Origin of the sequence: Bifidobacterium simiarum, from assembly GCF_002802905.1 — a bacterium.
GTDB classification, from domain to species: Bacteria; Actinomycetota; Actinomycetes; order Actinomycetales; family Bifidobacteriaceae; genus Galliscardovia; species Galliscardovia simiarum.
Map to the genome: position 1 here is coordinate 118,460 of NZ_PEBK01000006.1, position 26,907 is coordinate 145,366.

The following is a 26,907-nucleotide window of genomic DNA, read 5'->3' on the forward strand; positions in this document are numbered from 1 at the left end:
TGAAAACGCGGGGCCGATGTCCATCCCATATGCAAGGATAAGTTGTCTTTTTCTATCATTGGAGGGGCTTCTTTCATGACTTATCAGGTTGGCGATACCGTTGTCTACCCGCGCCATGGCGCGGCTCGCGTCGAGGAGATCACCGAGCGTGAGATGGGCGGTGTCAAGCGCACCTATCTCAAGCTGTCCGTGCTGTCGTCCGATGGTCTCGTCATTCAGATTCCCGCGGAGAACGTGCAGAAGGTGGGCGTGCGCGACATCGTGGACGCCAAGGCCGTCGCCAAGGTGTTCGAGATCCTGCGCACCCCGATCGTCGAGGAGAAGACCAACTGGTCCCGTCGGTACAAGCTCAACGTCGAGAAGATCGCCACCGGTGACGTGAACAAGGTCGCCGAGGTGGTTCGCGATCTCGCCCAGCGCGACGATGACGAGCATGGTCTTTCCGCCGGTGAGAAGCGCATGCTCACCAAGGCGCGCAACATTCTGGTCTCCGAGATTTCGCTGAGCGAAAAACTCAGTGAGGAGGAGACTCAGCGCCTGCTCGACGTGAATCTGGGATACGAGGAGCCGAAGCCGGGGGACGACAAGCACCACACCAAGGCCCCCAAGGAGGCCGCCAGCGAGACGCTGAACCGCATCGAGGCCGAGGCGAAGGCGGCCAAGGAGAAGAAGAAGGCCTCCCGCAGGAAGTGAACGATCCGAACGGCGTGATCGGCGAGAACGTGACCGATGAGAATATGACGAGCGCTCCCGCGGGCGTCCCCGCGATGCGTCTGGGACAGGGCTTCGACGCCCACCGGTTCGCCGCGGCCGATTCGGACCGCGAACTGTGGCTGGCCTGCATGCGATGGACCGACGACGAGGCCCGCGGCGTCCGCGGTCTGGAGGGGGATTCCGACGGGGACGTGGCCGCCCATGCGGTGATCGACGCCGTGATGTCCGCGTGCGGGCTGGGCGACATCGGCACGCTGTTCGGCGTCGGATCCGATTCGTCGGGCGCCGGCAGGCACGGTGACGAGATGCTGCGCATGCTGGGCGAATACGTCGGCGGAAGGGGCTGGCGGATCGTCAACGCCTCCGTGACGGTGGTTGGCAATGCGCCGAGGATGAGCGCCCATCGCGATGAGGCGGTGCGCGCGATGTCCCGGGCGTTGGGGGCCCCGGTGTCGATCACCGCCACCACCACGGACGGCATGGGGTTCACCGGCGAGGGACAGGGCGTCGCCGCCATCGCTGGGGCGCTGTGCATACCGGCCGACCGGTAGAGAAGCCGACCTGTAGCGGATGGGCCGGTAGCCGTCAGCCGTCAGCCCTGGCCGTCAATCCCTAGGCCGTCAGTCTAGCCACGCTTCGTCTTCGCTGCCCGGGCGATCGCCCACATCACCGTGCTGAGCGTGACGATGACGAAGCTCGGGGGAGTGGGGAACATCGAAGAGATCACGAGCCCGCCCCAGATGCTGATCAGGCACAGCAGGCAGCTCACCACGATCGCGGCGAACGGCGATCTGGTGATCATCGACGCGGTGGCCGCGGGGGTCACCACCAGGGCGAAGATCAGCAGGGTGCCCACGGCGGGGACGGCCACGGTGATCACGCCGGCCATGATCGCCATGAACAGCACGTTCATCAGGGTGATCGGCACGCCCTTGGCCCGGGCGACCTGCTCGTCAAGCGAGCTAAAGAGCAGCGGACGATAGACGACGGCCAGCACGAGCAGCAGCACCACGTCGAATACGGCGAAACCGACGATCTGCGCATCGGTGATGGTGAGGATGGAGCCGAACAGAATCGACTGCATCTGCTGCGAGGCGCTGGAGGAGAGCCTCGCGAAGAACAGGCCGAGGCCGGTGGCGAAGGCCAGCACCGTACCGGTGGCGATCTCCCGTTCGGAGACCTTCTTACCCAGGGCACCGATGATCAACGCCCCCGCTAGCGCGAATGCGCCAAGGCCCATCGACACCGGCAGACCGAGCAGCACCGCGCCGGTGGCGCCGGGAAGCCCGATGTGGGCGAGGGCGTGGGCGGCGAACGTGGAGCGGCGGGTGATGGTGAAGTATCCCATGATGCCCGCGGCCACCGAGATCAGCAGACCGGCCTCGACGGCGTTGACCATGAACGGGGCGGTGAGCACCGACATCCATTCGGGATCGAAGGCGAATTGTACGTTCATCGTTGCGGCTCCTCCTGCCGGCGAGGCTGGTCGGGCTGGTGGGAATGATCATGCGAGTGGAAGACGGCGGCCTCGTGTACGTCATGCGTGTCCTGGCTGCGGCCCTCCGGCTCCAGACGGCGGTTCGGCGTGACGAACATGTCGCCCTGCGGGGTGGTCACCACCTCCACGCGCGTGCCGTACAGATGGGTCAGCAGGTCCGAATCCAGTACGGAGCTCATCGGCGAGTAATGGGGGTGTCCGTCCAGCAGGTAGATGGCGCCGGTGAGGATGGGCAGCAGCATGTTGAGATCGTGCGAGACGATCTGGATGCTCATGTGCCATTCGCGGTTCAGACGGGCCAGCAGCTCCACCATGGATCGCTGGCTGGCGATGTCGAGGTTGGCCAGCGGCTCGTCGAGCAGCAGCAGACGGGGCTCGCCGACCAGCGCCTGGGCGATGGCCGCGCGCTGCCGCAGTCCTCCGGACAGTTCGTTGAGTCGATAGTCCTCCTTGTGTTCGAGTCCGACGAACCGAAGCACCTGCGCGACGCGGTCCTTCTCCTCCTTCGTGACCCGGTGCAGTCCGAATTTCGTGCCGGTCAGGCCCAGCAATACCGACTGCCGGGCGGTGATGTTGGAATCGAGACCGGAGATGTAGCTCTGCGGCACGTAGCCGATCTCGGCGTTGCTCTGTCCGGCCGGTCGACCGAGCACGGTGATGGATCCGCGCGACGTGGGCACGAGACCGAGTTCGGCGTCCAGCAGCGTGGTCTTGCCGGTGCCGTTGGTGCCGACCACGGCGGTGACCGTGCCGAGGGGAATGGCGAAGTTGCCTCTGGACCAGATGACGCGGCCGCCGCGGCGCACCTCGGCGTCGCGGAGCACCACGCTTGCGGTCGCGTCCTGAGATGTTGTCATGCGTTTGCCCCAGTCATGAGGAATGCGGATCGATGGACTAATTGAGAATAGTAATCAATTTTCCATTGATCCGCATATCCGCCGTGTCACCGGGGGCGGCATGGCTTCGACCGGGCGGCGGCTATTCGGCGGTCTCCGAGCTTTCGAGCGCCTGCTCGCATGAGGAGATCAGGGAGTTCATCCAGCTCACCAGACTGGTCTGGCCTTCGGGGACCTGCTCGCTCACGTCGATCACGGGGACGTCGGACTTGTGCGCGGTGCCGGTGATGAGATTCGTCATGTCCGAGGCCTCCTGGGTGTTGTTCACCAGCAGCGAGACCTTGCGGCCCTCCAGTAGCGACTGGAACCGCTGCACGTCGGCGGGCGCCGGCTCGCTTTCGTTGGCCGTCGCCTGAAGGTAGGCCTTCGGTGTCACGTCGGTGAGCCGCAGATCGCTCATCAGGTAGTAGGCCACCGACTCCGTGGCCGCGTAGGTCGCCTTCGGATGCTTGCTCGCGAACGTGTCCATGGTGCGTTCGAGCTCGCTTTCGCTCTTCGACCAGGTGCTCAGCCGGCTGTCGAAGTAGTCCTTCTTCGCCGGACGTTCCTTGGCGAAGGCCTCGCACAGCTCCCGGGCCATGGCCTTGCGCGCGTCCTTCGAGAACCACAGGTGGGGGTTGTCCCCGTCCGCGGCGCCCACGGCCTCGGCCGCGTTGACCGTGGTCACGGATCCGGCCGCCGCCTTGACGGCCCACTCGTCGTATCCGGCGCCGTTGACCACGAGAATGTCCGACTTCGAGATCTTTGCGATGTCGCTGGTCTGCGGCTCGAAGTCATGGGCGTCCACGTTCGTGCTGCCCAGAATGGAATCGACGTTCACCTGATCGCCGCCGATCTGACGGGCCAGCAGCCCCCACTGGTTGATCGACGCGGTCACGGCGATCGGACCGTCGGAGGGGCCCGAGGACGATGCTGACGCGCCGCCGGAGCCCCCGGAGCACGCGCCGAGCGCCATCAGCGCCGTGCAGGTGATCGCGGCCGTGACGGACCTTACCATTCGAGACAACATGGACGACATCGTTACCGCCTTGGTTATGGTTGATTTGTTTTCACGATAGCCTACGATGCGGAGCGCCGGCCATCGGCATGAGGGAACGGCGACGGGCATCGACCGGATGAAAGGGACGGAAGAAGCATATGGCACTGCGTTTGGATGGCAAGGCGGCCGCGGCCTCGATCAAGGCGGATCTCGCAGCCCGGGTGGAGCGCCTCAAGGAGCAGGGGGTCAATCCCGGCCTCGGCACGCTGCTGGTGGGCCGTGACCCCGGCTCGGTGAAGTACGTGGCCGGCAAGCATCGCGACTGCGCCGAAGTGGGCATCGCGTCGATCGCCGAGGAACTTCCCGAGACGGCGTCGTTCGACGAGATCGTCGACGCCGTCCACCGGCTGAACGAGAACCCCGCCTGCACCGGATTCATCGTGCAGCTTCCGCTGCCGAAGGGCATCGACGAGAACGCGGTGATCGACGAGATCGATCCCGCCAAGGACGCCGACGGCATGCACCCCTACAATCTCGGCGAGTTGGTGCTGCATCCCCGCGGCGAGCTGACCACCCCGCTGCCGTGCACGCCCCACGGTGTCGTCGAACTGCTGGCGATGAACGGCATCGACCTGAACGGCAAGCATGTGGTGGTGCTGGGCCGCGGCATCACCATCGGCCGCACCATCGGCCTGCTGATCGGCCGCAAGGAGATCAACGCCACGGTGACCTGCTGCCATACCGGCACGAGGAACATCCATGAGCTGATGCGGCAGGCCGACGTGATCGTGGCCGCCATGGGCAGCGCGCATTTCGTCAAGCCCGAGGACGTGCGCCCCGACGCCGTGCTCGTGGACGTCGGCGTCAGCCGCGTCACCGATCCCGAAACCGGGAAGTCCCGGATCCTCGGCGACGTGGATCCGGCCGCGCGGGAGGTGTGCTACGCCTACACGCCGAACCCCGGGGGAGTGGGCCCGATGACCCGCGCCATGCTGGTGAGCAACGTCGTCGACATCGCCGAGCGTTCGCTGCGCGCATAGCCTCTCGTCTGCGTGGTCTCTATTTGCATAGTCCTCGTCCGCGTGGTACCCATTCGCATAGTCCCCGTCCGGGATCCGGTTTCCGGACGGTGACCAAGGGTGTGACGTCGGGCGGGAGTCCCGCGCGACACGCCCGAATTCCTGACGTGATATTTGGCCATGGATTCGGCTAGACTATCAATTTGTGCGTCCATAAGGCGCCCGTATAACTGAAAATCGAGTATTATCCATCCATCTATTAGAAAACCAGTACATTTACATGGCAGAGAACAACGCAGAAGTCACCAAGGTCGCCATCAACGACATCGGCACCGAAGAGGACTTCATCAAGGCAGTCGATTCCACCATCAAGAACTTCGATGATGGTGATCTGGTCGAAGGCACCGTCGTCAAGATCGATCGCGACGAGGTCCTCCTGGATATCGGCTACAAGACCGAGGGTGTGATCCCCTCCCGCGAGCTTTCCATCAAGAAGGACGTCGATCCCGATGACGTCGTCGAGGTCGGCGACACCGTCGAGGCCCTTGTCATCACCAAGGAAGACAAGGAAGGCCGTCTGATTCTGTCTAAGAAGCGTGCCCAGTACGAGCGCGCCTGGGGCGATGTCGAGAAGATCAAGGAAGCCGATGGCGTGGTCGAAGGTACCGTCATCGAAGCTGTCAAGGGTGGTCTTATCGTCGATATCGGTCTGCGCGGCTTCCTGCCCGCCTCCCTCGTCGAGATGCGCCGCGTGCGCGATCTGGCCCCGTACATCGGCCAGAAGATCCAGGCCAAGATCCTGGAGCTCGACAAGAACCGCAACAACGTGGTGCTGTCCCGTCGCCAGTACCTCGAGGAGACCCAGTCCGAAGTGCGCGAGACCTTCCTCTCGCAGCTCAAGAAGGGCCAGATCCGCGAGGGCGTCATCAGCTCCATCGTCAACTTCGGTGCATTCGTTGATCTGGGCGGCGTTGACGGCCTGATCCACGTCTCCGAGCTGTCCTGGAAGCACATCGACCACCCGTCCGAGGTCGTCAAGGTCGGTGACAAGGTCACCGTCGAGGTGCTCGACGTCGATCTCGATCGCGAGCGTATCTCCCTGTCGCTCAAGGCGACCCAGGAGGATCCGTGGCAGCGCTTCGCCCGCACCCACATCCCCGGACAGATCGTCAAGGGCAAGGTCACCAAGATCGTGCAGTTCGGTGTGTTCATCTCCGTGGATGACGGCATCGAGGGTCTGGTGCACATCTCCGAGCTGGCCAACCGCCACGTGGAGAACCCGGAGACCGTCGTCAAGCCGGGCGAAGAGGTGTTCGTCAAGGTGATCGACGTCGATCTCGAGCGTCGTCGTATCTCCCTGTCCCTCAAGCAGGCCAACGACTCCGTGGATTCCGCCTCCGAGGACTTCGATCCGGCGCTGTACGGCATGCCGGCCGAGTACGACGAGAACGGCAACTACAAGTACCCCGAGGGTTTCGACCCGGAGACCAACGAGTGGATCCCCGGCTACGAGAAGCAGCGCGAGGAGTGGGAGTCCCAGTACGCGGCCGCCCACGATCTGTGGGAGCAGCACAAGGAGTTCGTCGCCAAGGAGCTGGCGAACGCCGAGGCTTCCGCTGCGGAAGACGGTCAGGCCCCGAAGGAAGAGAAGGTCGAAGAGGTGTCCAACTACTCCTCCGAGAGCACTTCCGAGGGTACCCTCGCCGACTCCGACCAGCTGGCTGCCCTGCGCGAGCAGCTGCTCAACGAGAAGAAGTGAATCGCTTCCTCGATCGGCAGTAATTGATCATTACCGCTAAATGACATACCGGATGCGGCCGTCGACCATCGTCGACGGCCGCATTTGCATATCCGGGTCTCTCAGTCCCGTACGCTCCCGACCCGTCACGTTACGTTCCGACCCGTCACGCTCCCGATTTGCCGTGATCGGCCACGTCGGTACCCCCATCGGCACGCCGACGAGGGTAGACTGAACATCGTTTGCGGATATGCGCGTCGGGCGTCGTCGCCCGATACGCCATCGAGCCATACTGCGGATCAGATGCGGATCAGATGAGGAGCGAGGATGTTTACTCGAGTCGGTCTTACCGGAGGCATCGCGGCGGGGAAAAGCACCGTCTCCGACCGTTTCAGAAGTCTCGGCGCCTATGTGATCGATTACGACGAACTGGCCAGACAGGTCACGGCGAACGGCACCGAGGGCTTCGACCGGATCATCCGGGCGTTCGGCCGCCGGGCCCGCGGCCGTGACGGCGAGCTCAACCGACCCTGGCTGTCGGCCAACGTGTTCAACGATCCGGACAGGCTCCGGGTGCTCAACGGCATCGTGCACCCTCTGGTGTTTCGTGAGGCGGGCAAACTGGAATACCGGTGGATCGACGCGCATCCCGACCCGAAGGACGGCACCTGCCGGCTGGTGATCCACGACATCCCCCTGCTGGTGGAGACGGCCCGATGGGATTACTTCGACGCGATCATCACCGTGGAGGCCCCGGAGGACGTGCGCATCCGCCGCATGGTGCGCAATCGAGGCATGAAGCGCAGCGACGCGATCGCGCGGATCAGCAATCAGGCCACCCAGCAGCAGCGGTTCGACATCGCGGACTATGTGATCGACTCCACCAAGCCTCTCGAACAGATGTACGAGGATGTGGATAGACTGTACCGTGTTCTGACGCATCCGGCATACTGACCGGTGAGAGGGATTGGTGGTCGTTCGGACATGGGATTCGAGATTCAGCGCATCGACAAGCCGTTCGTGGTCAAGTCCCCGTACCGGCCGAGCGGCGACCAGCCGCAGGCCATCGACGAGCTCGCCCGCCGCATCGAGAACGGCGAGAACGACGTGGTGCTGATGGGCGCCACGGGCACGGGCAAGACCGCCACCACCGCATGGCTGATCGAACGGCTGCAGCGGCCCACGCTGATCCTCGAGCCGAACAAGACACTGGCGGCCCAGCTGTGCGCGGAGTTCCGCGAGCTGATGCCCGACAACGCCGTGAGCTACTTCGTCAGCTACTACGACTACTACCAGCCCGAAGCCTACATTCCGCAGACGGACACATACATCGAGAAGGACTCGAACATCAACGACGACGTGGAGCGGCTCAGGCACGCGGCCACGGCGAACCTGCTGACCCGGCGCGACTGCGTGGTGGTGGCCACCGTCAGCTGCATCTACGGATTGGGCACCCCGGAGGAGTACGCCGGACGCATGCTGTTCCTCAAGGAGGGGCAGGAGATCAACCGCGACGACCTGCTGCGCAAATTCGTCGACATGCAGTACAAGCGCAACGACATCGCCTTCACCCGCGGCACGTTCCGCGTCCGCGGCGACACCGTCGAGATCATCCCGGTGTACGAGGAGCTGGCCATCCGCATCGAGTTCTTCGGCGATGAGATCGACCGCATCTCCACCCTGCACCCGATTACCGGCGACGAGATCGCCCACGAAAGCCAGGTGCACATCTTCCCGGCATCCCATTACGTGGCCGGTCCGGCCCGCATGGAACGGGCGCTGAAGACCATTCGTCAGGAGCTCGAGGAGCGCGTGGCGGAGCTGAAGAAGCAGGGCAAGGATCTGGAGGCGCAGCGACTGACCCAGCGCACCACCTACGATCTGGAGATGCTCACCCAGGTCGGCGTGTGTCAGGGCGTGGAGAACTATTCGCGGCACTTCGACGGCCGCGAGCCGGGGACCCCGCCGCACACCCTGCTGGACTTCTTTCCCGACGACTTCCTGCTAGTGATCGACGAATCGCATGTCACGATCCCGCAGATCGGCGCCATGTACGAAGGCGACGCCAGCCGCAAGCGCACGCTGGTGGAGCACGGCTTCCGCCTGCCCAGCGCGATGGACAACCGGCCTCTCAAGTGGGACGAGTTCCTTCAGCGCATCGGCCAGACCGTGTATCTTTCGGCCACGCCCGGCGACTACGAGCTGGGACTGTCCGACGGCGTGGTCGAGCAGATCATCCGTCCCACCGGATTGGTGGACCCGAAGATCGACGTCCGGCCGGTGAAGGGGCAGGTGGACGATCTGCTCGCCGAGATCAAGGCCCGCGTGGCGCGCAACGAGCGCGTGCTGGTTACCACGCTGACCAAGAAGATGGCCGAGGACCTCACCGACTACCTGCTGGAGCGGGACATCAAGGTGGAGTACCTGCATTCCGACGTGGACACGCTTCGCCGCGTGGAGCTGCTGCGCGAGCTGCGCGAAGGCAAGATCGACGTGATCGTGGGCATCAACCTGCTCAGGGAGGGCCTCGACCTTCCCGAGGTCTCGCTCGTGGCGATCCTCGACGCGGACAAGGAGGGCTTCCTGCGCTCCTACCGTTCGCTGATCCAGACGATCGGCCGCGCGGCGCGCAACGTGGACGGCACGGTGATCATGTACGCCGATCATCGCACCGACGCCATGCGTAAGGCCATCGAGGAGACGAACCGCCGACGGACGAAGCAGATCGAATACAATCGCGAGCACGGCATCGATCCCAAGCCGCTGATCAAGAAGATCAGCGACGTCAACGACATGCTGGCCAAGGAGGACGTGGACACCCAGACCCTGCTGGAGGGAGGCTACCGCAATGCCAACAAGGCGGGCAACTCGCACCTCGGCGTGCCGTCCCTCGACGCCGACGAGGCGCAGCGGCGGCACCGGGAGATCCTCGAGGCGGGACTGCCTGCACAGGATCTGGTGGACCTCATCCGGCAGCTTTCCGAGCAGATGCACACCGCCGCCGAGCAGCTGCAGTTCGAGCTTGCGGCGCGTCTTCGCGACGAGATCCGGGATCTGAAGAAGGAACTGCGTCAGATGACCGAAGCCGGGAAATGACCGAAGCCGGAAAATGACAGGTCTGGCAGATGACGGTCGGCAATGGACAGGGAGGACCGAATGGCCAACGACACCAACGGCACCGACGGCACCGGTGAGATCAGCGGTACCGGTGATACCAGCGTTACCGAGACCGGTTCCGGTATCGAATACGATATCGCATCCGACCGTCCGGACCGAGTCGCGGACGCGGGGACGACTGCCCGGCGGCGCCGGCAGGCGGTCGCCCAGATCGTCTTCGCGCTGGTGCTGGCCGTGGGACTGGTGCTGGCCGCCGGACTGCTGTACGACTGGAGACTGGCCCTGCTGCTGATCGTCATGATGGTGCCGGCCGTATTGGCGACCGTCGTGATCCACCGGCATCCGGAACGGACCGGCGGACGCAGCGCCTTCGGCATTACGGACGCCTCGACGCTGCTCAGGCCGTTCGCTGGCGGCCGAACCGATCCGAAGGTGGCCGATCCGCAGGGTGATGATGCCAACTCACCCCGTATGTGAGTGGGGGAGAGCGGCTTTTGCGGCCGTCGCGAACGGCGGTGAACGCGCAAGCGCTACCATCCGTCATCTTCTTTCCGTATAGTGGTGTCACATGGCTGAGACACCCCTATGGTTCATGGTTGCCACGTTTGTGGTTCTGGCAGTTTTCTTCATCGTCGATCTGGTGATCATCGGAAGACGACCGCATGTGCCGTCCACCGCGGAATGCGTGCGGCACATCGCCTTCTTCGTCGTCATGGCGCTGATCTTCGGTGGCTGCATCTGGTATTTCGCCGGTCACCAGCCGGCCATCGAGTTCTACTCCGGATGGCTCACCGAATACTCGCTGAGCATCGACAACCTGTTCGTGTTCGTCATCATCATGTCGAACTTCGCCGTCCCCAAGCAGATCCAGAAGTACGTGCTGTCCGTGGGCATCACGATCGCCCTGGTCTTCCGAGGCATCTTCATCTTGCTTGGCGCCGCGATCATCACCCGGTTCACCTGGGTGTTCTTCCTCTTCGGCGCGTTCCTGCTGTATACCGCCTTCAATCTGGCCTTCGGCAAGGACGATGACGAGGAATACCACGAGAACGCGCTGATCGGCACGTTGCGCAAGGTCATCCGCATCAGCGACGAGTACGACGGCGAGAAGCTGCGCACCACGAAGAACGGCGTCCGTCACTGGACCCCGCTGCTCGTGGTGTTCCTCGCCATCGGCACCACCGACGTGATGTTCGCCTTCGATTCGATCCCCGCCATCTTCGGTCTGACCAAGGATCCGTTCATCGTGTTCACGTCCAACGTGTTCGCGCTGCTCGGCCTTCAGCAGCTCTACTTCCTGCTGGGCGCCCTGATCGACAAGTTGGTGTACCTGCCGATCGGCCTGTCCGTGGTGCTCGGCTTCATCGGCGTCAAGCTCATCATGGAGGCCCTGCACGCCAACACGCTGCCGTTCATCAACGGCGGCCAGCCGATCCACGCCGTGCCGGAGATCCCGACCTGGCTGTCGCTGGCCGTGATCGTGGTGTCGATCGGCACGGCGGCCGTCGCCAGCGTGGCGAAGATGAAGGCGATGGAGAAGCGCGAGCAGGACTGAGAATCCCCTTGATTTCCGCGGCCGGGGCCGGTCGTCGGGGGATGCGGCGGGGTGAGCGCTCACACAACACGCCGCCTCGCTTGGCGCTCCGGTCTGGAACAGCTAGTAAACTAATCCACGGCAACAGCGGGGTATGGGATTTCCATGCCCCCACCGTCTAGAAGGAATAGGCAGGCAATATGCGTAAAGCCAAGATCGTAGATACCATCGGACCGGCTACCGAGTCTCTGGAGAACATCACCAAGCTCGTCGAGGCCGGAATGGACGTCGCTCGTCTGAATCGTTCCCACGGCACGCCCGAAGATCATCTGAAGGTCTACAACAATCTTCGCGAAGCCGGCAAGACCGTTGGTCGTAATGTCGCCGCTCTGGTTGATCTGCAGGGTCCGAAGATCCGCTGTGGCTGGTTCAAGAAGAACGCCGACGGCGAGGACAAGGTCTTCCTGAAGGTCGGTCAGGAATTCACCATCACCACCGACGACATCGAGGGCGACGAGACCATCACCTCCACCACCTTCAAGGGCCTGCCCGGCGACTGCCACCCGGGAGACCCGATCCTCATCGATGACGGCAAGGTCCGTCTCGAGGTCACCAGCGTCGAGGGCAACAACGTGCACACCAAGGTCGTCGTGGCCGGCCCCGTCTCCTCCCACAAGGGCATCAACCTGCCCGGCGTGGCCGTGAGCCTGCCCGCCCTGACCGAGAAGGACGAGGCCGATCTGCGCTGGGCCATCCGCACCGGCGCCGACATCATCGCCATGTCCTTCGTGCGCTTCGCCACCGACATCGACCGCGCCCACGAGATCATGGACGAGGAAGGCCGTCGCATCCCGATCGTCGCCAAGATCGAGAAGCCGCAGGCCCTCGAGAACCTCGAGGATATCGTCAAGGCCTTCGACGGCATCATGGCCGCCCGTGGCGACATGGCCGTCGAGTGCCCGCTGGAAGAGGTCCCGCTGGCCACCAAGCGCATCATCGAGCTGGCCCGCAAGTACGCCAAGCCCGTGATCGTGGCCACCGAGGTGCTCGGCTCCATGGTCAACTCCCCGGTGCCGTCCCGCGCCGAGGCCTCCGACTGCGCCAACGCCGTGCTTGACGGCGCCGACGCCACCATGACCTCCAACGAGACCGCCGTCGGCAAGTACCCGACCGAGACCGTGGCCACCATGTCCCGCATCTCCGAGTACGCCACTTCCCACGGCTTCGACCGCATCCCGGAGCTCAAGAACCTGGACATGTCCAAGTCCGGCGCCGTGTCCTCCGCCGCCGTGGATCTGGCCGACAAGCTCAACGCCAAGGCCATCGTGGCCTTCACCCAGACCGGTGACACCGTGCACCGCATCGCCCGCGAGCGTCCGGCCGCCCCGATCTACGGCCTGACCGCCAACGAGCACACCCAGCACTGGCTGGCCCTGAGCTGGGGCACCGAGGCCTTCCTGCTCGACAAGGACTACCATGACATGACCCGCAAGGAGGTCATGGCCCTTGCCGACTCCACGCTGAAGGCCGCCGGCAAGGTGGAGGACGGCGACCACATCGTGGTGCTGAGCTGCTCCCAGGGCGACCACAAGCCGGGCAGCACCGACTCCATCTACGTGCACACCGTCGGTGCCGGCGAGTGAGCCGATATCGAGTGAGCCGTTGATGGCATGATCGTGACGGTCCTCGGGATGATCCCGCGGACCGGATGATCGTCGGGCCCGTTCGCGTGCAGTCATAAGACACGCGGGCGGGCCTAAATCTTTGTGTGGGGGAATCAAATGGTGTACTCTCTCACAAGGAGGAAAACGCCCCGGTATCCCAATTGGTAGAGGAGACAGCCTCAAAATCTGTACAGTGTGGGTTCGAGTCCCACCCGGGGCACGGTCGGGCGGCTTCGGCTGCTTTTTCTTTGTTTGGCTCTGAATTCGCCAGGCCTGACGGCGCGCCCCTGCTTACAAAGAAGTCGGCGGCTAGCCACGAGATTTGTGATAACGAAAGGGGCTTCTCACATGGCTGATGTGGATGTTGAAGATCTGGTCGATGATCCCAAGGGTCGTACCGTGGTGGTGGCCGAGGACGAAGCCTTGATTCGTCTCGATATCGTGGAATCCCTTCGCGCCGCCGGATACGACGTGGTCGGTGAGGCCGCCAGCGGTCAGGAGGCCGTCGATCTGGTCAAGGAGCTTGAACCGGACGTCGTGGTGATGGACGTCAAGATGCCGGTGAAGGATGGCATCACGGCCGCCAAGGAGATCGCCCAGGACAATCTGGCCCCCGTGGTGATGCTGACGGCGTTCTCGCAGCAGAATCTGGTGGAGAAGGCCGCCGATGCCGGCGCCATGGCGTATGTGGTCAAGCCGTTCGTACCCGAAAAGCTGTTCCCGGCCCTCGAGGTGGCCATCAGCCGCTTCGATCAGATGAACGCCCTGCGTGACGAAGTCTCCGACATGAAGGCCCGTTTCGAGGCCCGCAAGCGCGTGGACCGTGCCAAGGGCCTGCTCATGGAGAAGATGGGCCTGAGCGAATCCGAGGCGTTCCGCTGGATCCAGAAGACCTCGATGGATCGTCGTCTGACCATGCAGGAGGTCGCGGACGCCGTCATCGATCAGGTGCAGGGCTGAGGTCGATGGCACTGTCTGCGACCAGTCTGAAACCAGCGATCGCAGACAGGCGTCTGCTGGTCGTTGACGGCCATTCACTGGCATTCAGGGCCTATTTCGCCCTGCCGGTGGAGAATTTCACCACGTCGGACGGCGTGGCCACGAACGCGGTGTGGGGCTTCGCCTCCATGCTGTCGAGGGTGATTCTGGATGAGCACCCCACGCATATCGCCGTGGCGTTCGACGTGAAAGGCGGCACGTTCCGCAATCAGCTGCTGCCGCAGTACAAGGGCACCCGTGACGCCGCCCCCGAGGATCTGCTCGCGCAGCTGCCGCTCATTCAGGACATGCTGAAGGCTCTAGGCGTGACGTATATCGAGAAGCCGGGTTTCGAAGGTGATGACGTCATCGCCACCCTCGCCACGATGGGCGAGGACGCCGGATTCGACACTCTGGTGCTTTCCGGGGACCGTGACGCCTTCCAGCTGATCGACGACAAGATCACGGTGCTGTATCCCGGCCATCATTTCAAGGATCTCAAGCACATGACTCCGGAGGCGGTGGAGGCCAAGTACAAGGTGCCGCCGCAGCGATACCCGGATCTGGCGGCGTTGCGCGGCGAGACCGCGGACAACATCCCCGGCGTGCCCGGCGTGGGCGACGGATTCGCCGCAAAGTGGATCAACCAGTTCGGTTCCCTCGACGCCATCATCGAACATGCGGACGAGATCGGGGGCAAGAAGGGCGAGGCCCTGCGCGAGAATCTCGATCAGGTCAGGCTCAACCGCAAGGTCAACGCGCTGGTGCGCGATCTCGACCTAGATACCGAAGTGCATGATCTGGTATTCGCGGGACCGGATCTGTCCGCGGTGGACAAGCTGTTCGCCCAACTGGAGTTCGGTCCGCGGACCAAGCAGCGTCTGCTCAAGGCGTTCCCGGGAGGGGAGCATACGACGGACGAACCCGTCGAGGATGCCGAGGAATGCACCATCGAGAATCCGACGATCGACGCTATCGCGTCGCGTGCGGATCTGGACGGCTGGATCTCCGAGCATCTCATCTCGACGGTGGCCGAGCGCACGATGTCGATCGGGCATCCGATGCCGATCGGGCATGCGAAGCCGGCCGAACAGGCGGCGGATGCCGACGTCTCGGCGCTGGACGATCCCTTGCAAAGCGTGCAGGGTTTCTGGACCCTCCACGCCGAAGGCACCCTGCGCCACGGGGAAAGCAAGCCGACCTCGCTGACGATCCTCGCACCGGACCACCATGCGGCGGTGCTCGCCCCGTCATTGGCGCGGGAATGCCATGAGTCGATCTCCGGATTGCTGGCGACCCGCGGAGGCTTCTGTGCGGTGCACGGCTACAAGGAGCAGATCCATCTGCTGCGCGCCCTGGGCATCACCCCTGTCCACCCGTGGTTCGACACCCAGCTTGCCGGATATCTGGTCGAATCCGACTATCATCCCGATTCCCTGGACGCCGCGGTCGCCCATTTCCTCGACGTGCAGGTGCAGGCCGAGGACGGACAGTCCTCCGCACAGGGGGAGCTGCTGCTGGACGACACCGAGTCGCAGCGGGACGCCGGCGATCTGGACCCGAACCTGACGGCCCGTCGTGCGGCATGCGTGGCCGCGCTGACCCGCAGACTGGTACCGATGATGGTCCAGCGGCACCAGTACGAGCTGATGCACACCATCGAACTGCCGGTTTCCGAGATCCTGGCGGGCATGGAGCTGCGCGGCGCCGCCGTGGACAGGGCCCGTCTGATCGACATGCGCGACCGGTTCGCCGCCGAGGCCCGCGAGGCGCAGGAGCAGGCGTGGGATGCGGCCAACAAGCGCATCAACCTGCAGAGCCCCAAGCAGCTGCAGGCCGTGCTGTTCGACGACATGAAGCTGCGCGGCACCCGCAAGACCAAGAGCGGCGGATACACCACCGACGCCTCGGCCCTGCAGGACATGGCGATCCGCAACGTCAACAACGAGCGGGCGAGCATGTTCCTCGTCTCGCTGCTGAGGTTCCGCGAGACCAACAAGCTCAAGCAGATCGTGCAGAGCCTGCTCGACGAGGTGAACGAGCACGACGGCCGGATCCACACCACGTTCGAGCAGACTGTGGCCGCCACCGGCCGACTGAGCTCCGTGGCACCGAACCTGCAGAACATCCCCAACCGGAACGTGGCCGGCAGGGAGATCCGCGGCGCGTTCGTGCCCGGGGACGGCTACGTGTCGCTGATGAGCTGCGACTACTCGCAGGTGGAGCTGCGCATCATGGCGCACTGTTCCGGCGACGAGGCGCTGATCGAGGCGTTCAGGTCGGGCGCCGACTTCCACCGCTACGTGGCGTCGCTGGTCTACGGCATTCCGATGGACGAGATCACCGGCGACCAGCGCTCCCACGTGAAGGCGATGAGCTACGGTCTGGCCTACGGGCTGAGCACCTACGGACTGGCCCAGCAGCTGAAGATCTCGCCGGCCGAGGCCGACGTGCTCAAGGACAAGTACTTCGCCACGTTCGGCAAGGTGCACGAGTATCTGGAGACCCTGGTCTCCCAGGCGCGCGAGAAGGGCTACACCGAGACGATGTTCGGCCGTCGCCGGTATTTCCCCGGACTGCGGTCCACGAACCGTCGCGTCCGTGACGCGGCCGAGCGTGGCGCGCTCAACGCGCCGATCCAGGGTACCGCCGCGGACATCATGAAGCTGGCGATGATCAAGGCCGACCGGGCGTTGCGCGACGCCGGGGTGAGGAGCCGGATCATCCTGCAGATCCACGACGAACTGGTGCTGGAGATCGCCGGGGGAGAGGCCGACCGGGTCTCCGAACTGGTGAGCCGGGCCATGGAGGACGCCGTGCGGCTCGACGTGCCGCTGGACGTCTCCACCGGCATCGGCGACGACTGGCAGCTGGCCGCGCACTGACCGGCGGTACGGCGAGGATCATCGGCACGGCGGAGCGAACGAAGGTCTCGATGAAGGTCGCGATAAGGAGGACGTATGGGTGACCCCACGGTGAGGCAGGTCGTTGACGTACTGGAAACGCTGTATCCGCTGCGATACGCGGAAAGCTGGGATGAGCCGGGACTGATCGTCGGCGATCTCGCTCATCCGGTACGCCGCGTGTACTGCGCGGTCGATCCGACGATGGCGACCGTCCGCGAGGCGATCGACTTCGGCGCCGATCTCATGATCACCCATCATCCGCTGTTCTTCCGGTCGGTGCACGCGGTCTCCGGTCTGGGCTTCCGCGGCGACATCGTCAACCGGCTGATCGGCGCCGGCTGCGCGCTGTGGGTGGGGCATACCAACGCCGATTCGGCGCATCGCGGCACGGCCCACGCCTTCGCCGACCGTCTGGGGCTCATCGACCAGACCCCGCTGGTGCCCATCGACGATCCGAAGAGCGAGCATTCCGTGGGGCTCGGCCGCATCGGCCGTCTTGCCGAACCCATGAGTCTGGCCGATCTCGCCCATCGGGTCGCCGATCTGCTGCCCGCCACGCAGATGGGGATTCAGGTGGCCGGGGACCCGGACGCCACGGTCCGTACGGTGGCCACCCTGCCCGGGTCGGGCGACTCCCTGTTCGACGAGGTGAGGGCGAGCGGCGCCGACGTGTACATCACCAGCGATCTGCGTCATCATCCGGCCACCGACGCCCGTCAGCAGGCAGTATACGAGGCCGATCTGCGTGCCCGCGGACTCATGCCCGGTCCGGGTCTGTCGGATTCGGCCATGTCGGGCCCGGCCGATGCGATCGCCCGGCCGATGCTGATCAACACGCCGCATTCGGCGATCGAACGGTCGCTGTTCCACTATCTCGTCGGCGACGTGGCTGACGCCATCGAACGGGAGACCGGCGTCCGTCTGCGGATCGAACTGTCGCGGACGAACACCGATCCCTGGACGTTCCGGCTGTAGGGCCAACGCCGGCCGGCCTTGTGGGCCGGGATCTCGTCGTGGAACCTACTCGTGCAGGCGGGAGAGCTTGAGCGGGTCGAGCACGTCGTCGAGGATCTCCCTGCGGATCCGACCCTCGTCCACGGCCACGTCATGCACGCTGCGGCCTTCGGCCAGCGCCTTCTTCGCCAGCCTCACCGCCTCCTCATAGCCCACGTACCCGTTGAGCGACGTGGCCAGCGAGGCGCTGTGCTCGGCGCGCTGACGGCCGACCGCCGCATTGACCGTGATGCCGTCCACACAGTTGGCGCGCAGCGTATCCATCGCGTGGGCGAGAATCGTCATGCCGTCGAGCAGCGCGTGCACGACCACCGGTTCGAAGGCGTTGAGCTGCAGCTGTCCGGCTTCGGCGGCGAACGCCACGGTGGTGTCCATGCCCATCACCGTGAACACGCTCTGGTTCACGCTTTCGGGGATCACCGGGTTGATCTTGCCCGGCATGATCGAGGAGCCCGCCTGACGCGCCGGGATGTGGATCTCCACGAGCCCGGCCTGCGGTCCGCTGGTGAGCAGACGGATGTCGTTGGCGATCTTGCCCAGGTGTACGGCCATGCGCTTCATCGCACTCGACGTGTCGACGAAGTCGCCCATGTCGCTGGTGGCGGCGATGGAATCCCGAGCCGCTTCCACGCCGATGCCGGACACGTACCGCAGGTGCCTGATCACGGTTTCGCGGAACCGCGGGTCGGCGCAGATGCCGGTGCCGATGGCCGTGCCGCCGAGGTTCACCGTGGAAAGCCGGCCGATCTCGGCGTTGAGGCCGCGCACGTCGTCGCACAGCACGGAATGGAACGCGCCGAACTCCTGGCCGAACGTCATCGGCACGGCGTCCTGCAGCTGGGTGCGGCCCAGCTTGACGACGTGGGCGGTGCGGTGGGACAGCGCCATGAACGACATGGCCAGTGCCTCGCCGCTGCGGATGAGCTTGCGCAGTGCGAAGATCAGGGCGAGCCGACAGGCCGCCGGATACGTGTCGTTGGTGGACTGGGACTTGTTGACGGTGTCGTTGGGGTGGATGAACCGGTAGTCGCCGCGCGGACGGCCGGCGATCTCCAGCGCCCGGTTGGCGATCACCTCGTTCACGTTCATGTTGGTGCTGGTGCCCGCGCCGCCCTGCAGCACGTCCACGGGGAACTGGTCGTCGAGACGGCCGTCGTACAGGTCGCGGCAGGCCGCGTCGATGAGCCGGCACTGCGTATGGGTGATGCCGCCCAGATCGGCGTTGGCGCGGGCGCATGCCTGCTTGACCAGCGCGTAGGCGCGGATCAGTTCGGGGTGGTGGCTGACCGGGATGCCGGAGATCGGGAAGTTCTCGATGGCGCGCTGCGTGTGGATGCCCCAGTAGGCCTTCGCCGGCACGGGCAGGGAGCCGATGCAGTCGTGCTCGATCCTGACGTCGTCGGCGCCGTTGGATCCGGCGTCGGCCGTGGTGCGTGCGGCGGCGGTCGCTCCGGCGTTCCGCGGATGCATGGTCTTGGTGGTGTCCACATCGGTCAGGGTCGCAGCGGTCATTGATAGCCTCCCGGTTGTTCGATCGGAGCCCGGTGTCTCCGGGACGATGGATGTCGGTTTCCGTGGCGTGGGTTTCCGATCCCGGTTGGGGATCCGCCTTCGAAATCAACAGTTCCCGACCATACGCACCCGCGATCTATCGCACAAGAGCACCACTTCCTTGAATTAACACAGGGAAAACCTATGGGATGTAGCGTGACCGCATACCAACGGGCACAGACCAAGCCAAGGAGGTGCATGATGGCCGCCGCTTCGATGACGCTGACGCAGGTGCAGGCGTTCTACTACGCCGCCACCCTGGGATCGTTCACCGCCGCCGCCGACTACATGGGCATGACCCAGCCCACGGTGAGCGAACTGGTGCGCAAGATCGAAACCAGCTACGGGCTGCCGCTGTTCGTGAGAGGGGGGCGTCGACTGGTCCTCACCACGGCCGGGCGCACGCTGCTGCCATGGGCGAAGCGACTGCTCGACGGCGCCCTCGTCGCACAGAACGCCCTGACCTCACTGCTCACCGGCCGGGGCGGCACGGTGTCGTTCGGCATTCTGCGCAACGCCGGATACTACGGGCTTTCCGGGCTGGCCGCGGTGTTCTGCGAAGCCCATCCGAACGTGCATCTGCGGCTCGTCGGCCAGAACTCGTTTGAAGTGGCCGACGCCGTGCGCGACGGCGAACTGGAGGCTGGACTGCTGTGTCTGCCCGTGCCGTCGGAGGGATTGGAGATCACGCCGCTGATGCGTCAGGAGATCGTATGGGCCAGCTCCAAACCCGAACGCTGCGCCCAGCCGATGCGCGTCGAGGACATTCCCGACGAGCCGCTGATCCTCTACGACGCCCACCACGGCTGGCATGATCCGTCACGCCGGCAGCTCGCCCAGCAGGCGCAGATGCACGGCATCACGCTGGAACCGATCATCGAAATCGAAACGGTAGGCGCGGCCGTCGACCTGGTGGCCCACGGACTGGGCGACACGATCCTGCCGAAGGCCGTGGCCATGGACAAGGACTTTCCACCCACCGTCCACACCACGTCGTTCGCGGACCCGATCTACGACACGTTCGCCCTGGTGACCCGCAAGGACTGGGAACTGTCGCCGATGGCCTCCTACATCGCCGACCTCGCCGTCTCCATGCTGCTCTCCACCGCCACCCCCGAAGACGTGGACCTCACCAAGACCGAAAGGCGGGATTGACGAGGAAGTGATGATGAAGACGGAGAACCCTATAATTGGAGCACCGACGTTCAGGGAATTGGCAGGTGAGTGATGAAGCCGATCAGGACCGTGGCCGAGGCGACCGCATGGCATGACGCCGCAATGGGAAGAAACGATCCCGACCTCTTCGAAGACGGTGGACGGGACGAATCGAGAAGACCCTATTTCGGCTTCTGGAATGGGGAGGACTGGGCCTCCAACTTCCACCCGGCACCGTTCGTCGTCGAATGGAAGGATGACGACGAATCGGTGAGGGAACTGCGATTCTCATGCAGCGAGCAGTGGTTCATGTTCCGCAAGGCATGGCGCTTCCATGACCGTTCCGCAATGGACGCCGTACTCCAGCCGGAACTGAAACCGTACCAGTACAAGAAGATCGGCCGCGGTGTGCGGAACTTCGACGAGAGCGTATGGAACGAGGAATCATCCGGCTACATGTTCGAGGCCCTGATGTTCAAGTTCACTCAAAATCCCGATCTTGCCAAACGACTACTGGAGACCGGAGACCAAGTGCTGGTCGAATGCTCGCCGTTCGACGTCATCTGGGGCGTGGGCCTCGGCAAGCAGACGAAGGACGGTCAGACCGACAGCCGGTGGAAGGATTCGCGCAACTGGCGCGGCAGAAACCTGCTCGGTTTCCTGCTCATGGACGTACGCGACGTGCTGAGGGCTGACCGGACGCCGTTCGAGTTCAAATACGGTCCCTTCATCGAACTGATCCCGCAATTCGACAGACCTTCGCACGAACTGTACAAGTGGGTTCGTCCCGAGTCTCGTGAAAAAGACGTAATCTCCATGGGATGTTACGCTTACGGGCCCGCGGTAGACCAGTGGTGGCATCTTATCTATACGACCCACGGGTGGGAGGACTACCACACGGTATTGGAACATGCCGATGTCGATCCGAACGAGGCCCTACGTTCCGCGGACTACTCCGTATTCGATGCCGTGCAGATCCAGGCGTTGATGACATGGCTGACACAAGCCGAACGGTTCTGTGACGGGCTCATCGCCGAGGCCTTGGACAAAGGTTGGATCCTCAACCTGCTCCGACGACTGCGCGAACTGCGAAGCTCAGCGGATTGACGATCGGTCGAGTCTGCGCTCGCAGGACTTCTCGCGAATTAATGGATTAGGACCTCAGCGGCCGCTATGCTGTTTGCCGGCCAGTCCTGCGGTCAGCCCCATGAGGCCTGCCGCCAGACCGAATCCGCCAGCCGTGATCAGGTGGCCGCCGATGGCGCCGCTCAGTGAGATCGCGCCGAACAGTGCGGCGATGATTCCGAATGTCGTTGCTCGCTTCATGATGCTTCCCCGATGATCTAGGATGGATGGAGCGGATTCCGGCTAGTTGGTTTAGCCGGAATCCGTTTTTGGTTATGGCTCGATTTTACGTATCGAAAGTCACCGGCAATCACCGGAGACTCTTCCTCTCGATGCAACCCATTCCTATCACCGGAAGGGTTCCTTCCCGTAGAAGGCCATTTGCTTGTCTCCCCACCATGCGAGGAATTGTTCGGCAGTCTCTCCGTTGTGGCCTCTGAAGCTCAAAGTGTCATCGAGGGATGATATACGTCCATTGGTTTCCTCGGCCAATGCTGCGGCGACAAGCCCATAGCCCACAGAGGGGACGGCGGGACTGCAAGAATATCGAAGGTCATACCAGAAATGACGTTGCGTGTTCATCAGCCCCAGTGTTTCCTCTGATAATGGCACGTCAAATTCATTGACATCGAGAGGCTCGCATTCACCCATCCGTGATGGGGCATAACCCTCTTGTCCATCGGACTTCACAAAGTCATCAATATCGCATTGATCAATCAGAGCGCGTTCCATCAGAGTCGGGAACGAGCCTGAACGCCATTCGCCGTTAATCGCATACGCGAAGTAAAGATCCATTTCCACATGCCACCGTGTAGATGAATCCACGCGATGCGATTCCTCGTCAGGATTGCAGAAGTAGAACGCCTTCACTTCCACGGTGCTGTCGATGCCGTACCGGTCGAGCAGCTGCTGATAGAGCTCCTGCGTGCGGCTTTGTGTTTCTTCGACCAAGGGCAGGTAATCCGTCGTCGGATACACGACAAGCGTGGTGGACATGCACTCAATCCTAGCTATGCCTTTGGAATTACGGGACCTGCGATCAGCCAGACGCGGGCAGAAGGTGGTTGGGCTTGAAATAAGAAAGCCGGAAGATACCCCTCGATTTATGTTCCAGTCTAGAAAGCTGGTCACGTGGAGTCTCCCGGCTTTTCAACTTTACCGTTTTTTGGTGGGTCGCCAGAGAGATCGAATGAGGCTGGCTGCGACTCGGGGGCTTTTCTCCGTTCGATGATTCTGGTTTCAAGGGGTCCCCTCAACGATTCCGATGCCCGTATCCTCAGAGGGCGTTTCCCGACTTGGACGGCAAGACCGGCGTTCAGGAGCTCTCCCACGTACTTTCTTGCGCTTTGCTTGGATAGTCCGATCTGGTATGCGGCATCGTCCAATGTCATGGACTTGGACGAGTCGAATATCTCCTCCTGAATCACGCCGTATAGTATCGAGGCCGCTTTCGGGGAAAGGCCGTGCTTCCGTTCGAGCCGGTCGCAGACCGCCCGGCCCTTGTCGAGTTGGTCGACTCTGGTCTCGAGTTCGTCGATCAGCTCGCTCTGGGCGTTCCCGATGAACCCGAGGACGGTGTTCACGAAAAACGTGAGCTCGCCGCAGTTCAGCTTGTCCTCCGCCTCCATGAACGCCCTGTAGTAGGCGTTCTTGTTCTCCGCGATGGTGCGGGACAGTGATAGCACCGTGGGCATGGTCAGGTCATGGTTCAGGTAGAGTGCCAAAAGGTACCGGCCGGTTCTGCCGTTGCCGTCGTAGAACGGGTGAACGTATTCGAACAGGAAGTGCGACATGATGGCCGATTGCAGGCGGGGAATCTCATCGGAGACCGCAAGATGGATCATGTCGGCGAGGAGCGCACCGATGTTGCCTTCGCCCCTGACGCCGTTGTGGATCGCGAGACCGTGCGGACCTTGTATCTCCACGTCGCCTTTCCGGAACAGCTCGCCGTCCGGCTTGTCGTTCTCGATGATTTCGTCGAGCACGACCTTGTCGTAGATATCACGGATGTCCGAGATTCCCGAAGGCAATGCGGAGTCCCTGTCGGTGAGATTCAAGTACAGCCTGGCGAATTCGCTGAACCGAGCCTTGGATTCGTTGCCTTCCTTCCGAGCCCGTTCGGCCGCATCCACGGCGTTCTGGGTTTCCTTGCGGGTGCTGCGCACGCCTTCCATCTCGTTGGTGGCGAACAGTTCTTCGCTGATGGCATGCCGTATGTAGTCCCAGCGCATGACACCGGGGATCTGGTTCCATAGCCGGGACACCCGCCGTTCCGCGAGGAGTATGCTTTCCGTGAGCATGGATGTCTCTCGTGGCGTGGCGGTGAACAGTTCACCCAACGGTGTGACGACCCCGGTCCTGAACGTGGAGTCCGCCTCGAGCCGTTGCCGGGCGAGTCTCGCATGATTGTCGAAGGCGTCGTTCGTCTTGTCGGCGTGGAATGTCCTCGCCAAACTTCTATATTTCATGTTCATTGTCCCGACTCACTTTCCTGCCTCCGCCTTTAATTATAGAAACTATAAGATAGAAAGCGAGATAAGCTAGATAGGTGCCTCTAAAGCACGACTCATATCAATACCGCAGCGGCCAATATGCGCCCCATTCGTCGCAGTTCATCTCCGAAATGTCCGCAGATGGCAGGGGATGCTGTGGAAAAGGAGCAGCATGGACGATATCATCCCTCAACCATAACGTGGACGTCATCAAACACCGCGAATCCTAGCCAGTCCGAGGAAAGTGAGAACCGTTTCAATTATGTGACGGTAAGCCAGAGCAACGGCAAGGCATCGCACTGCAAATATTTGGGATGATGGGACTTCCCACGCTTATAATCAAAGCCAATGCGGGTTTTGATCACCCGCGATAATGCCCAAAGGAGAACGAATCATGGCCGTGCTTCCGACTGCCCGGGAACCGGGCGACGGCATTGCATATCTGAGTGCGGAGAACGGTTTCACCGTGTTCGAGCACGAGGGAACGCGTATACGATTCCGGGCCCCTTATTCGTTGGAACATTACACTGCGATCAAGCATTGGGACGGGACTGGATACCTCGTCGTAGACGCGCAATACCAGCACAATGATGCCCCCGAAGAGGAGTACATCGACCTGGCTCCGATACTCACGGATCTGTACATCGATGCAGACAAATTCCTGAAGCCGATCAAGAAAGTGGAGATAGCTCATGCCTGATATTGAAGCGATCGCCAACGCTGCGACAATGATTGTAAATGGTTACGCGTTCACTAACACCATTGATGGGCATGTCAAAGTATTGAACCTTAACGCTCCGAAGTCAGCCGTGGTGCTCGACAGTACAGGTCGTGTACTGGAAACCAGCATGGACGATATGGAAGTGGGAATTGTGCAGGACTACTACCGGAATAACAGGGAGTTTATGGAGGTAAGTCATGCCTAAATACTTCCAGTTCATGGTAGCCGGGTATTACCTGTATTTCACGTCGTTCTGTGTCATTGAATGCATGCATGTGCACGCCAGCGACACCAAGCTCACCGAATCGGGTTCCGCGAAGTTTTTCGTCAAAGCCAATGGCGATACCACGCTCGAACGTCAGGGAAGACTCACTGCGAAGGAAGTCGCGATCATTCAGAAATTCATCAAGAAGAACTATCGGGAGATGTACCTCAAGTGGAAAGAGTACAGCACCGAAAACTTTTACGGACGGAACTAGCGAGTTTCAATTAGTCTGATCGCATATTAGATTCATGGACCTTGAGAGCGCTCCTTTTCTGGGGTATTGGGGTCGATCGTCTTTAACGATCGCCGTTTCGGCGTGGAATGTATTGCTATGAACAAGAGCGACGACATCCGGGGCTGCGTCGGTCACACCCTGTGCTGTGAAAATTCGGTTCGTAGATGCCGTTGATGCGGTGCATCGATGCGATGAGAGAATCTCGAGTGTGATGCGAAAAAGCGGAGAAAGACGAAAAGACGATGGGGCATTCGGTCATCGGATACCAATCCGATGGCAGCCAGCAGTGAATCATTCGATGGCGAAAACCGGAAAGAGGGCATGGCATGCGACATGACGCACAGGACGACAGACAGGGCACCGCGTCTGGCCTCACGCAGATCAGCAAATACATCAGCCTGATCCTGCGGCACAGGCCCGAGGTCATCGGCATTACGCTGGACCGACACGGATGGGCCGACGTGGACGCGCTGATCGCCGGCATCGGCAAGGAATATCCGGTGCTGGACCGCGCCATGCTGGAAGAGATCGTCCGCACCGACAACAAGCAGCGGTACTCCTTCAACGAGGACGGAACGAAAATCAGGGCGAACCAAGGCCACTCCATCCCGGTGGACGTGGAATTGCCCCAAACCGAACCGCCCCAGACGCTCTATCACGGTACCGCTCAGCGCTTCACCGCGTCCATCGAAGCGAATGGGCTGCTTCCTCAGAGCCGTTTATACGTCCATCTCTCCGCCGATGAACGGACGGCACGGAAAGTGGGCAGCCGGCACGGAAAACCCGCAATCTATCTGGTCGACGCCGCACGGATGCGACGTGCCGGTCACGTCTTCTACCGATCCGTCAACGGCGTATGGCTGACCAAAACCGTTCCCGCCCGGTATCTCCATCGGTTGCAGTGAACGATCGGGGCATTACCAGTTGTGGACATCGATTGCCTTCTTGCCCTCGTCGTTCCCAACGTTAGTGATCCGCTGACCGAAGATGCGACGGGACATGCGGCAACACATCGCCGGCGCTCGCGGACCATGTCCTCGGCCCTGATGGCGGCCTTCTGCGCTTCGGACATCTGCGACTCCTTGAGCTGTTGCAGCTCGTCGGCCGCGGCCTTGTTGTCCTTCGTGCGCTTCTCCCACTCGCGCGAGTGCGCGACGGGCTCACGGTACTTCGCCTCCCAGTCCGTGGACTGCGGTTCGCCGTGCGGCTCGCCCGCATTCTGCCGCTGGTTGGCGGTGTTGGCTTCCTCTGCCATGTGTTCCTCCTATGGATGTTGATGGGGCCCGTTCCGGGCATAAAAACCACC

General features: G+C 62.6%; 26 protein-coding genes and 1 tRNA gene. 19 read left to right on the forward strand and 8 right to left on the reverse strand.

Annotated features, from left to right (window positions below; genetic code table 11):
* Positions 1-75: 75 nt before the first annotated feature.
* Both CSQ87_RS07260 and CSQ87_RS07265 read left to right on the forward strand, forming a co-directional pair.
* A complete protein-coding gene (locus CSQ87_RS07260) occupies positions 76-693 on the forward strand; it encodes a CarD family transcriptional regulator (protein WP_100513208.1) in 618 nt (205 codons plus the stop codon).
* Positions 694-767: 74 nt separating this feature from the next.
* Positions 768-1,265 (forward strand): 2-C-methyl-D-erythritol 2,4-cyclodiphosphate synthase, encoded by a 498-nt coding sequence (locus CSQ87_RS07265; protein WP_100513285.1) that lies wholly within the window; start codon positions 768-770, stop codon positions 1,263-1,265.
* A 74-nt stretch (positions 1,266-1,339) separates the two neighbouring features.
* Here CSQ87_RS07265 and CSQ87_RS07270 read toward each other — a convergent pair whose 3' ends face one another.
* The 3 genes from CSQ87_RS07270 to CSQ87_RS07280 all read right to left on the reverse strand — a co-directional run bounded on the left by CSQ87_RS07270 (position 1,340) and on the right by CSQ87_RS07280 (position 4,126).
* Positions 1,340-2,170 (reverse strand): metal ABC transporter permease, encoded by an 831-nt coding sequence (locus tag CSQ87_RS07270; protein WP_100513209.1) that lies wholly within the window; start codon positions 2,168-2,170, stop codon positions 1,340-1,342.
* On the reverse strand, positions 2,167-3,069 hold the full coding sequence (locus tag CSQ87_RS07275) for an ABC transporter ATP-binding protein (protein WP_100513210.1): 903 nt from the start codon (positions 3,067-3,069) through the stop codon (positions 2,167-2,169). The genes CSQ87_RS07270 and CSQ87_RS07275 overlap by 4 nt, the downstream gene beginning before the upstream one ends.
* 121 nt (positions 3,070-3,190) lie before the next feature.
* Complete coding sequence (locus CSQ87_RS07280; protein WP_165776785.1) at positions 3,191-4,126, reverse strand: metal ABC transporter solute-binding protein, Zn/Mn family; 936 nt, start codon at positions 4,124-4,126, stop codon at positions 3,191-3,193.
* A gap of 119 nt (positions 4,127-4,245) precedes the next feature.
* On the opposite strand from CSQ87_RS07280, the gene CSQ87_RS07285 reads away from it, so the two are divergent.
* The 11 genes from CSQ87_RS07285 (at position 4,246) to CSQ87_RS07335 (ending at position 18,018) form a co-directional block, all read left to right on the forward strand.
* Positions 4,246-5,127, forward strand: coding sequence for a bifunctional methylenetetrahydrofolate dehydrogenase/methenyltetrahydrofolate cyclohydrolase (locus CSQ87_RS07285; RefSeq protein WP_100513212.1), 882 nt, complete (start codon positions 4,246-4,248; stop codon positions 5,125-5,127).
* 259 nt (positions 5,128-5,386) lie between these two features.
* On the forward strand, positions 5,387-6,865 hold the full coding sequence (rpsA, locus tag CSQ87_RS07290; RefSeq protein ID WP_100513213.1) for a 30S ribosomal protein S1: 1,479 nt from the start codon (positions 5,387-5,389) through the stop codon (positions 6,863-6,865).
* 306 nt (positions 6,866-7,171) lie between these two features.
* Positions 7,172-7,798, forward strand: coding sequence for a dephospho-CoA kinase (gene coaE / locus CSQ87_RS07295; protein ID WP_100513214.1), 627 nt, complete (start codon positions 7,172-7,174; stop codon positions 7,796-7,798).
* Positions 7,799-7,828: 30 nt separating this feature from the next.
* Positions 7,829-9,940 carry an excinuclease ABC subunit UvrB gene (gene uvrB, locus CSQ87_RS07300; RefSeq protein ID WP_100513215.1) on the forward strand — a complete coding sequence of 704 codons (2,112 nt, stop codon included), beginning with the start codon at positions 7,829-7,831 and terminating at the stop codon, positions 9,938-9,940.
* A 60-nt stretch (positions 9,941-10,000) separates the two neighbouring features.
* Complete coding sequence (locus CSQ87_RS07305) at positions 10,001-10,438, forward strand: ABC transporter ATP-binding protein (protein ID WP_100513216.1); 438 nt, start codon at positions 10,001-10,003, stop codon at positions 10,436-10,438.
* Between the two features lie 91 nt (positions 10,439-10,529).
* Complete coding sequence (locus tag CSQ87_RS07310) at positions 10,530-11,516, forward strand: TerC family protein (RefSeq protein WP_100513217.1); 987 nt, start codon at positions 10,530-10,532, stop codon at positions 11,514-11,516.
* Positions 11,517-11,695: 179 nt separating this feature from the next.
* Positions 11,696-13,138, forward strand: a complete 1,443-nt coding sequence (pyk, locus tag CSQ87_RS07315) for a pyruvate kinase (protein WP_100513218.1) — start codon at positions 11,696-11,698, stop codon at positions 13,136-13,138.
* 167 nt (positions 13,139-13,305) lie between these two features.
* Positions 13,306-13,379, forward strand: a tRNA-Leu gene (locus CSQ87_RS07320).
* A 128-nt stretch (positions 13,380-13,507) separates the two neighbouring features.
* Positions 13,508-14,119, forward strand: a complete 612-nt coding sequence (locus CSQ87_RS07325) for an ANTAR domain-containing response regulator (RefSeq protein ID WP_100513219.1) — start codon at positions 13,508-13,510, stop codon at positions 14,117-14,119.
* 5 nt (positions 14,120-14,124) lie between these two features.
* Complete coding sequence (polA, locus tag CSQ87_RS07330) at positions 14,125-17,022, forward strand: DNA polymerase I (RefSeq protein ID WP_100513220.1); 2,898 nt, start codon at positions 14,125-14,127, stop codon at positions 17,020-17,022.
* A 75-nt stretch (positions 17,023-17,097) separates the two neighbouring features.
* Positions 17,098-18,018 (forward strand): Nif3-like dinuclear metal center hexameric protein, encoded by a 921-nt coding sequence (locus tag CSQ87_RS07335; RefSeq protein ID WP_100513221.1) that lies wholly within the window; start codon positions 17,098-17,100, stop codon positions 18,016-18,018.
* A 45-nt stretch (positions 18,019-18,063) separates the two neighbouring features.
* Here CSQ87_RS07335 and CSQ87_RS07340 read toward each other — a convergent pair whose 3' ends face one another.
* Entirely contained in the window at positions 18,064-19,527 is a 1,464-nt protein-coding gene (locus CSQ87_RS07340; protein WP_100513286.1) for an aspartate ammonia-lyase, read from the reverse strand.
* Positions 19,528-19,806: 279 nt separating this feature from the next.
* Here CSQ87_RS07340 and CSQ87_RS07345 point away from each other — a divergent pair, with 279 nt between their 5' ends.
* Entirely contained in the window at positions 19,807-20,763 is a 957-nt protein-coding gene (locus CSQ87_RS07345) for a LysR family transcriptional regulator (RefSeq protein ID WP_243388878.1), read from the forward strand.
* A 72-nt stretch (positions 20,764-20,835) separates the two neighbouring features.
* Positions 20,836-21,870: an NADAR domain-containing protein gene (locus CSQ87_RS07350; protein WP_100513222.1), complete on the forward strand. Its 1,035-nt coding sequence runs from the start codon at positions 20,836-20,838 to the stop codon at positions 21,868-21,870.
* 54 nt (positions 21,871-21,924) lie between these two features.
* Here CSQ87_RS07350 and CSQ87_RS10925 read toward each other — a convergent pair whose 3' ends face one another.
* From CSQ87_RS10925 to CSQ87_RS07360, 3 genes are all read right to left on the reverse strand, one after another.
* The gene (locus CSQ87_RS10925) at positions 21,925-22,089 is read right to left on the reverse strand and encodes a hypothetical protein (RefSeq protein ID WP_165776786.1); all 165 of its coding nucleotides are present in this window, start codon (positions 22,087-22,089) and stop codon (positions 21,925-21,927) included.
* A 147-nt stretch (positions 22,090-22,236) separates the two neighbouring features.
* Entirely contained in the window at positions 22,237-22,884 is a 648-nt protein-coding gene (locus CSQ87_RS07355; RefSeq protein ID WP_100513223.1) for a hypothetical protein, read from the reverse strand.
* 131 nt (positions 22,885-23,015) lie between these two features.
* Positions 23,016-24,362 carry a Fic family protein gene (locus CSQ87_RS07360; protein WP_100513224.1) on the reverse strand — a complete coding sequence of 449 codons (1,347 nt, stop codon included), beginning with the start codon at positions 24,360-24,362 and terminating at the stop codon, positions 23,016-23,018.
* 412 nt (positions 24,363-24,774) lie between these two features.
* Here CSQ87_RS07360 and CSQ87_RS07365 point away from each other — a divergent pair, with 412 nt between their 5' ends.
* The 4 genes from CSQ87_RS07365 to CSQ87_RS07380 all read left to right on the forward strand — a co-directional run bounded on the left by CSQ87_RS07365 (position 24,775) and on the right by CSQ87_RS07380 (position 26,506).
* A complete protein-coding gene (locus CSQ87_RS07365; protein ID WP_100513225.1) occupies positions 24,775-25,080 on the forward strand; it encodes a DUF7724 family protein in 306 nt (101 codons plus the stop codon).
* Entirely contained in the window at positions 25,073-25,306 is a 234-nt protein-coding gene (locus CSQ87_RS07370; protein ID WP_100513226.1) for a DUF7723 family protein, read from the forward strand. The genes CSQ87_RS07365 and CSQ87_RS07370 overlap by 8 nt, the downstream gene beginning before the upstream one ends.
* Positions 25,299-25,580, forward strand: a complete 282-nt coding sequence (locus tag CSQ87_RS07375; RefSeq protein WP_100513227.1) for a DUF4160 domain-containing protein — start codon at positions 25,299-25,301, stop codon at positions 25,578-25,580. Before CSQ87_RS07370 ends, CSQ87_RS07375 begins: the two co-directional genes overlap by 8 nt.
* Positions 25,581-25,927: 347 nt before the next feature.
* The gene (locus tag CSQ87_RS07380; RefSeq protein ID WP_100513228.1) at positions 25,928-26,506 is read left to right on the forward strand and encodes an RNA 2'-phosphotransferase; all 579 of its coding nucleotides are present in this window, start codon (positions 25,928-25,930) and stop codon (positions 26,504-26,506) included.
* Here the strand turns inward: CSQ87_RS07380 and CSQ87_RS10800 are convergent.
* On the reverse strand, positions 26,437-26,856 hold the full coding sequence (locus CSQ87_RS10800; protein ID WP_133122365.1) for a hypothetical protein: 420 nt from the start codon (positions 26,854-26,856) through the stop codon (positions 26,437-26,439). The genes CSQ87_RS07380 and CSQ87_RS10800 overlap by 70 nt on opposite strands.
* Positions 26,857-26,907: the final 51 nt, after the last annotated feature.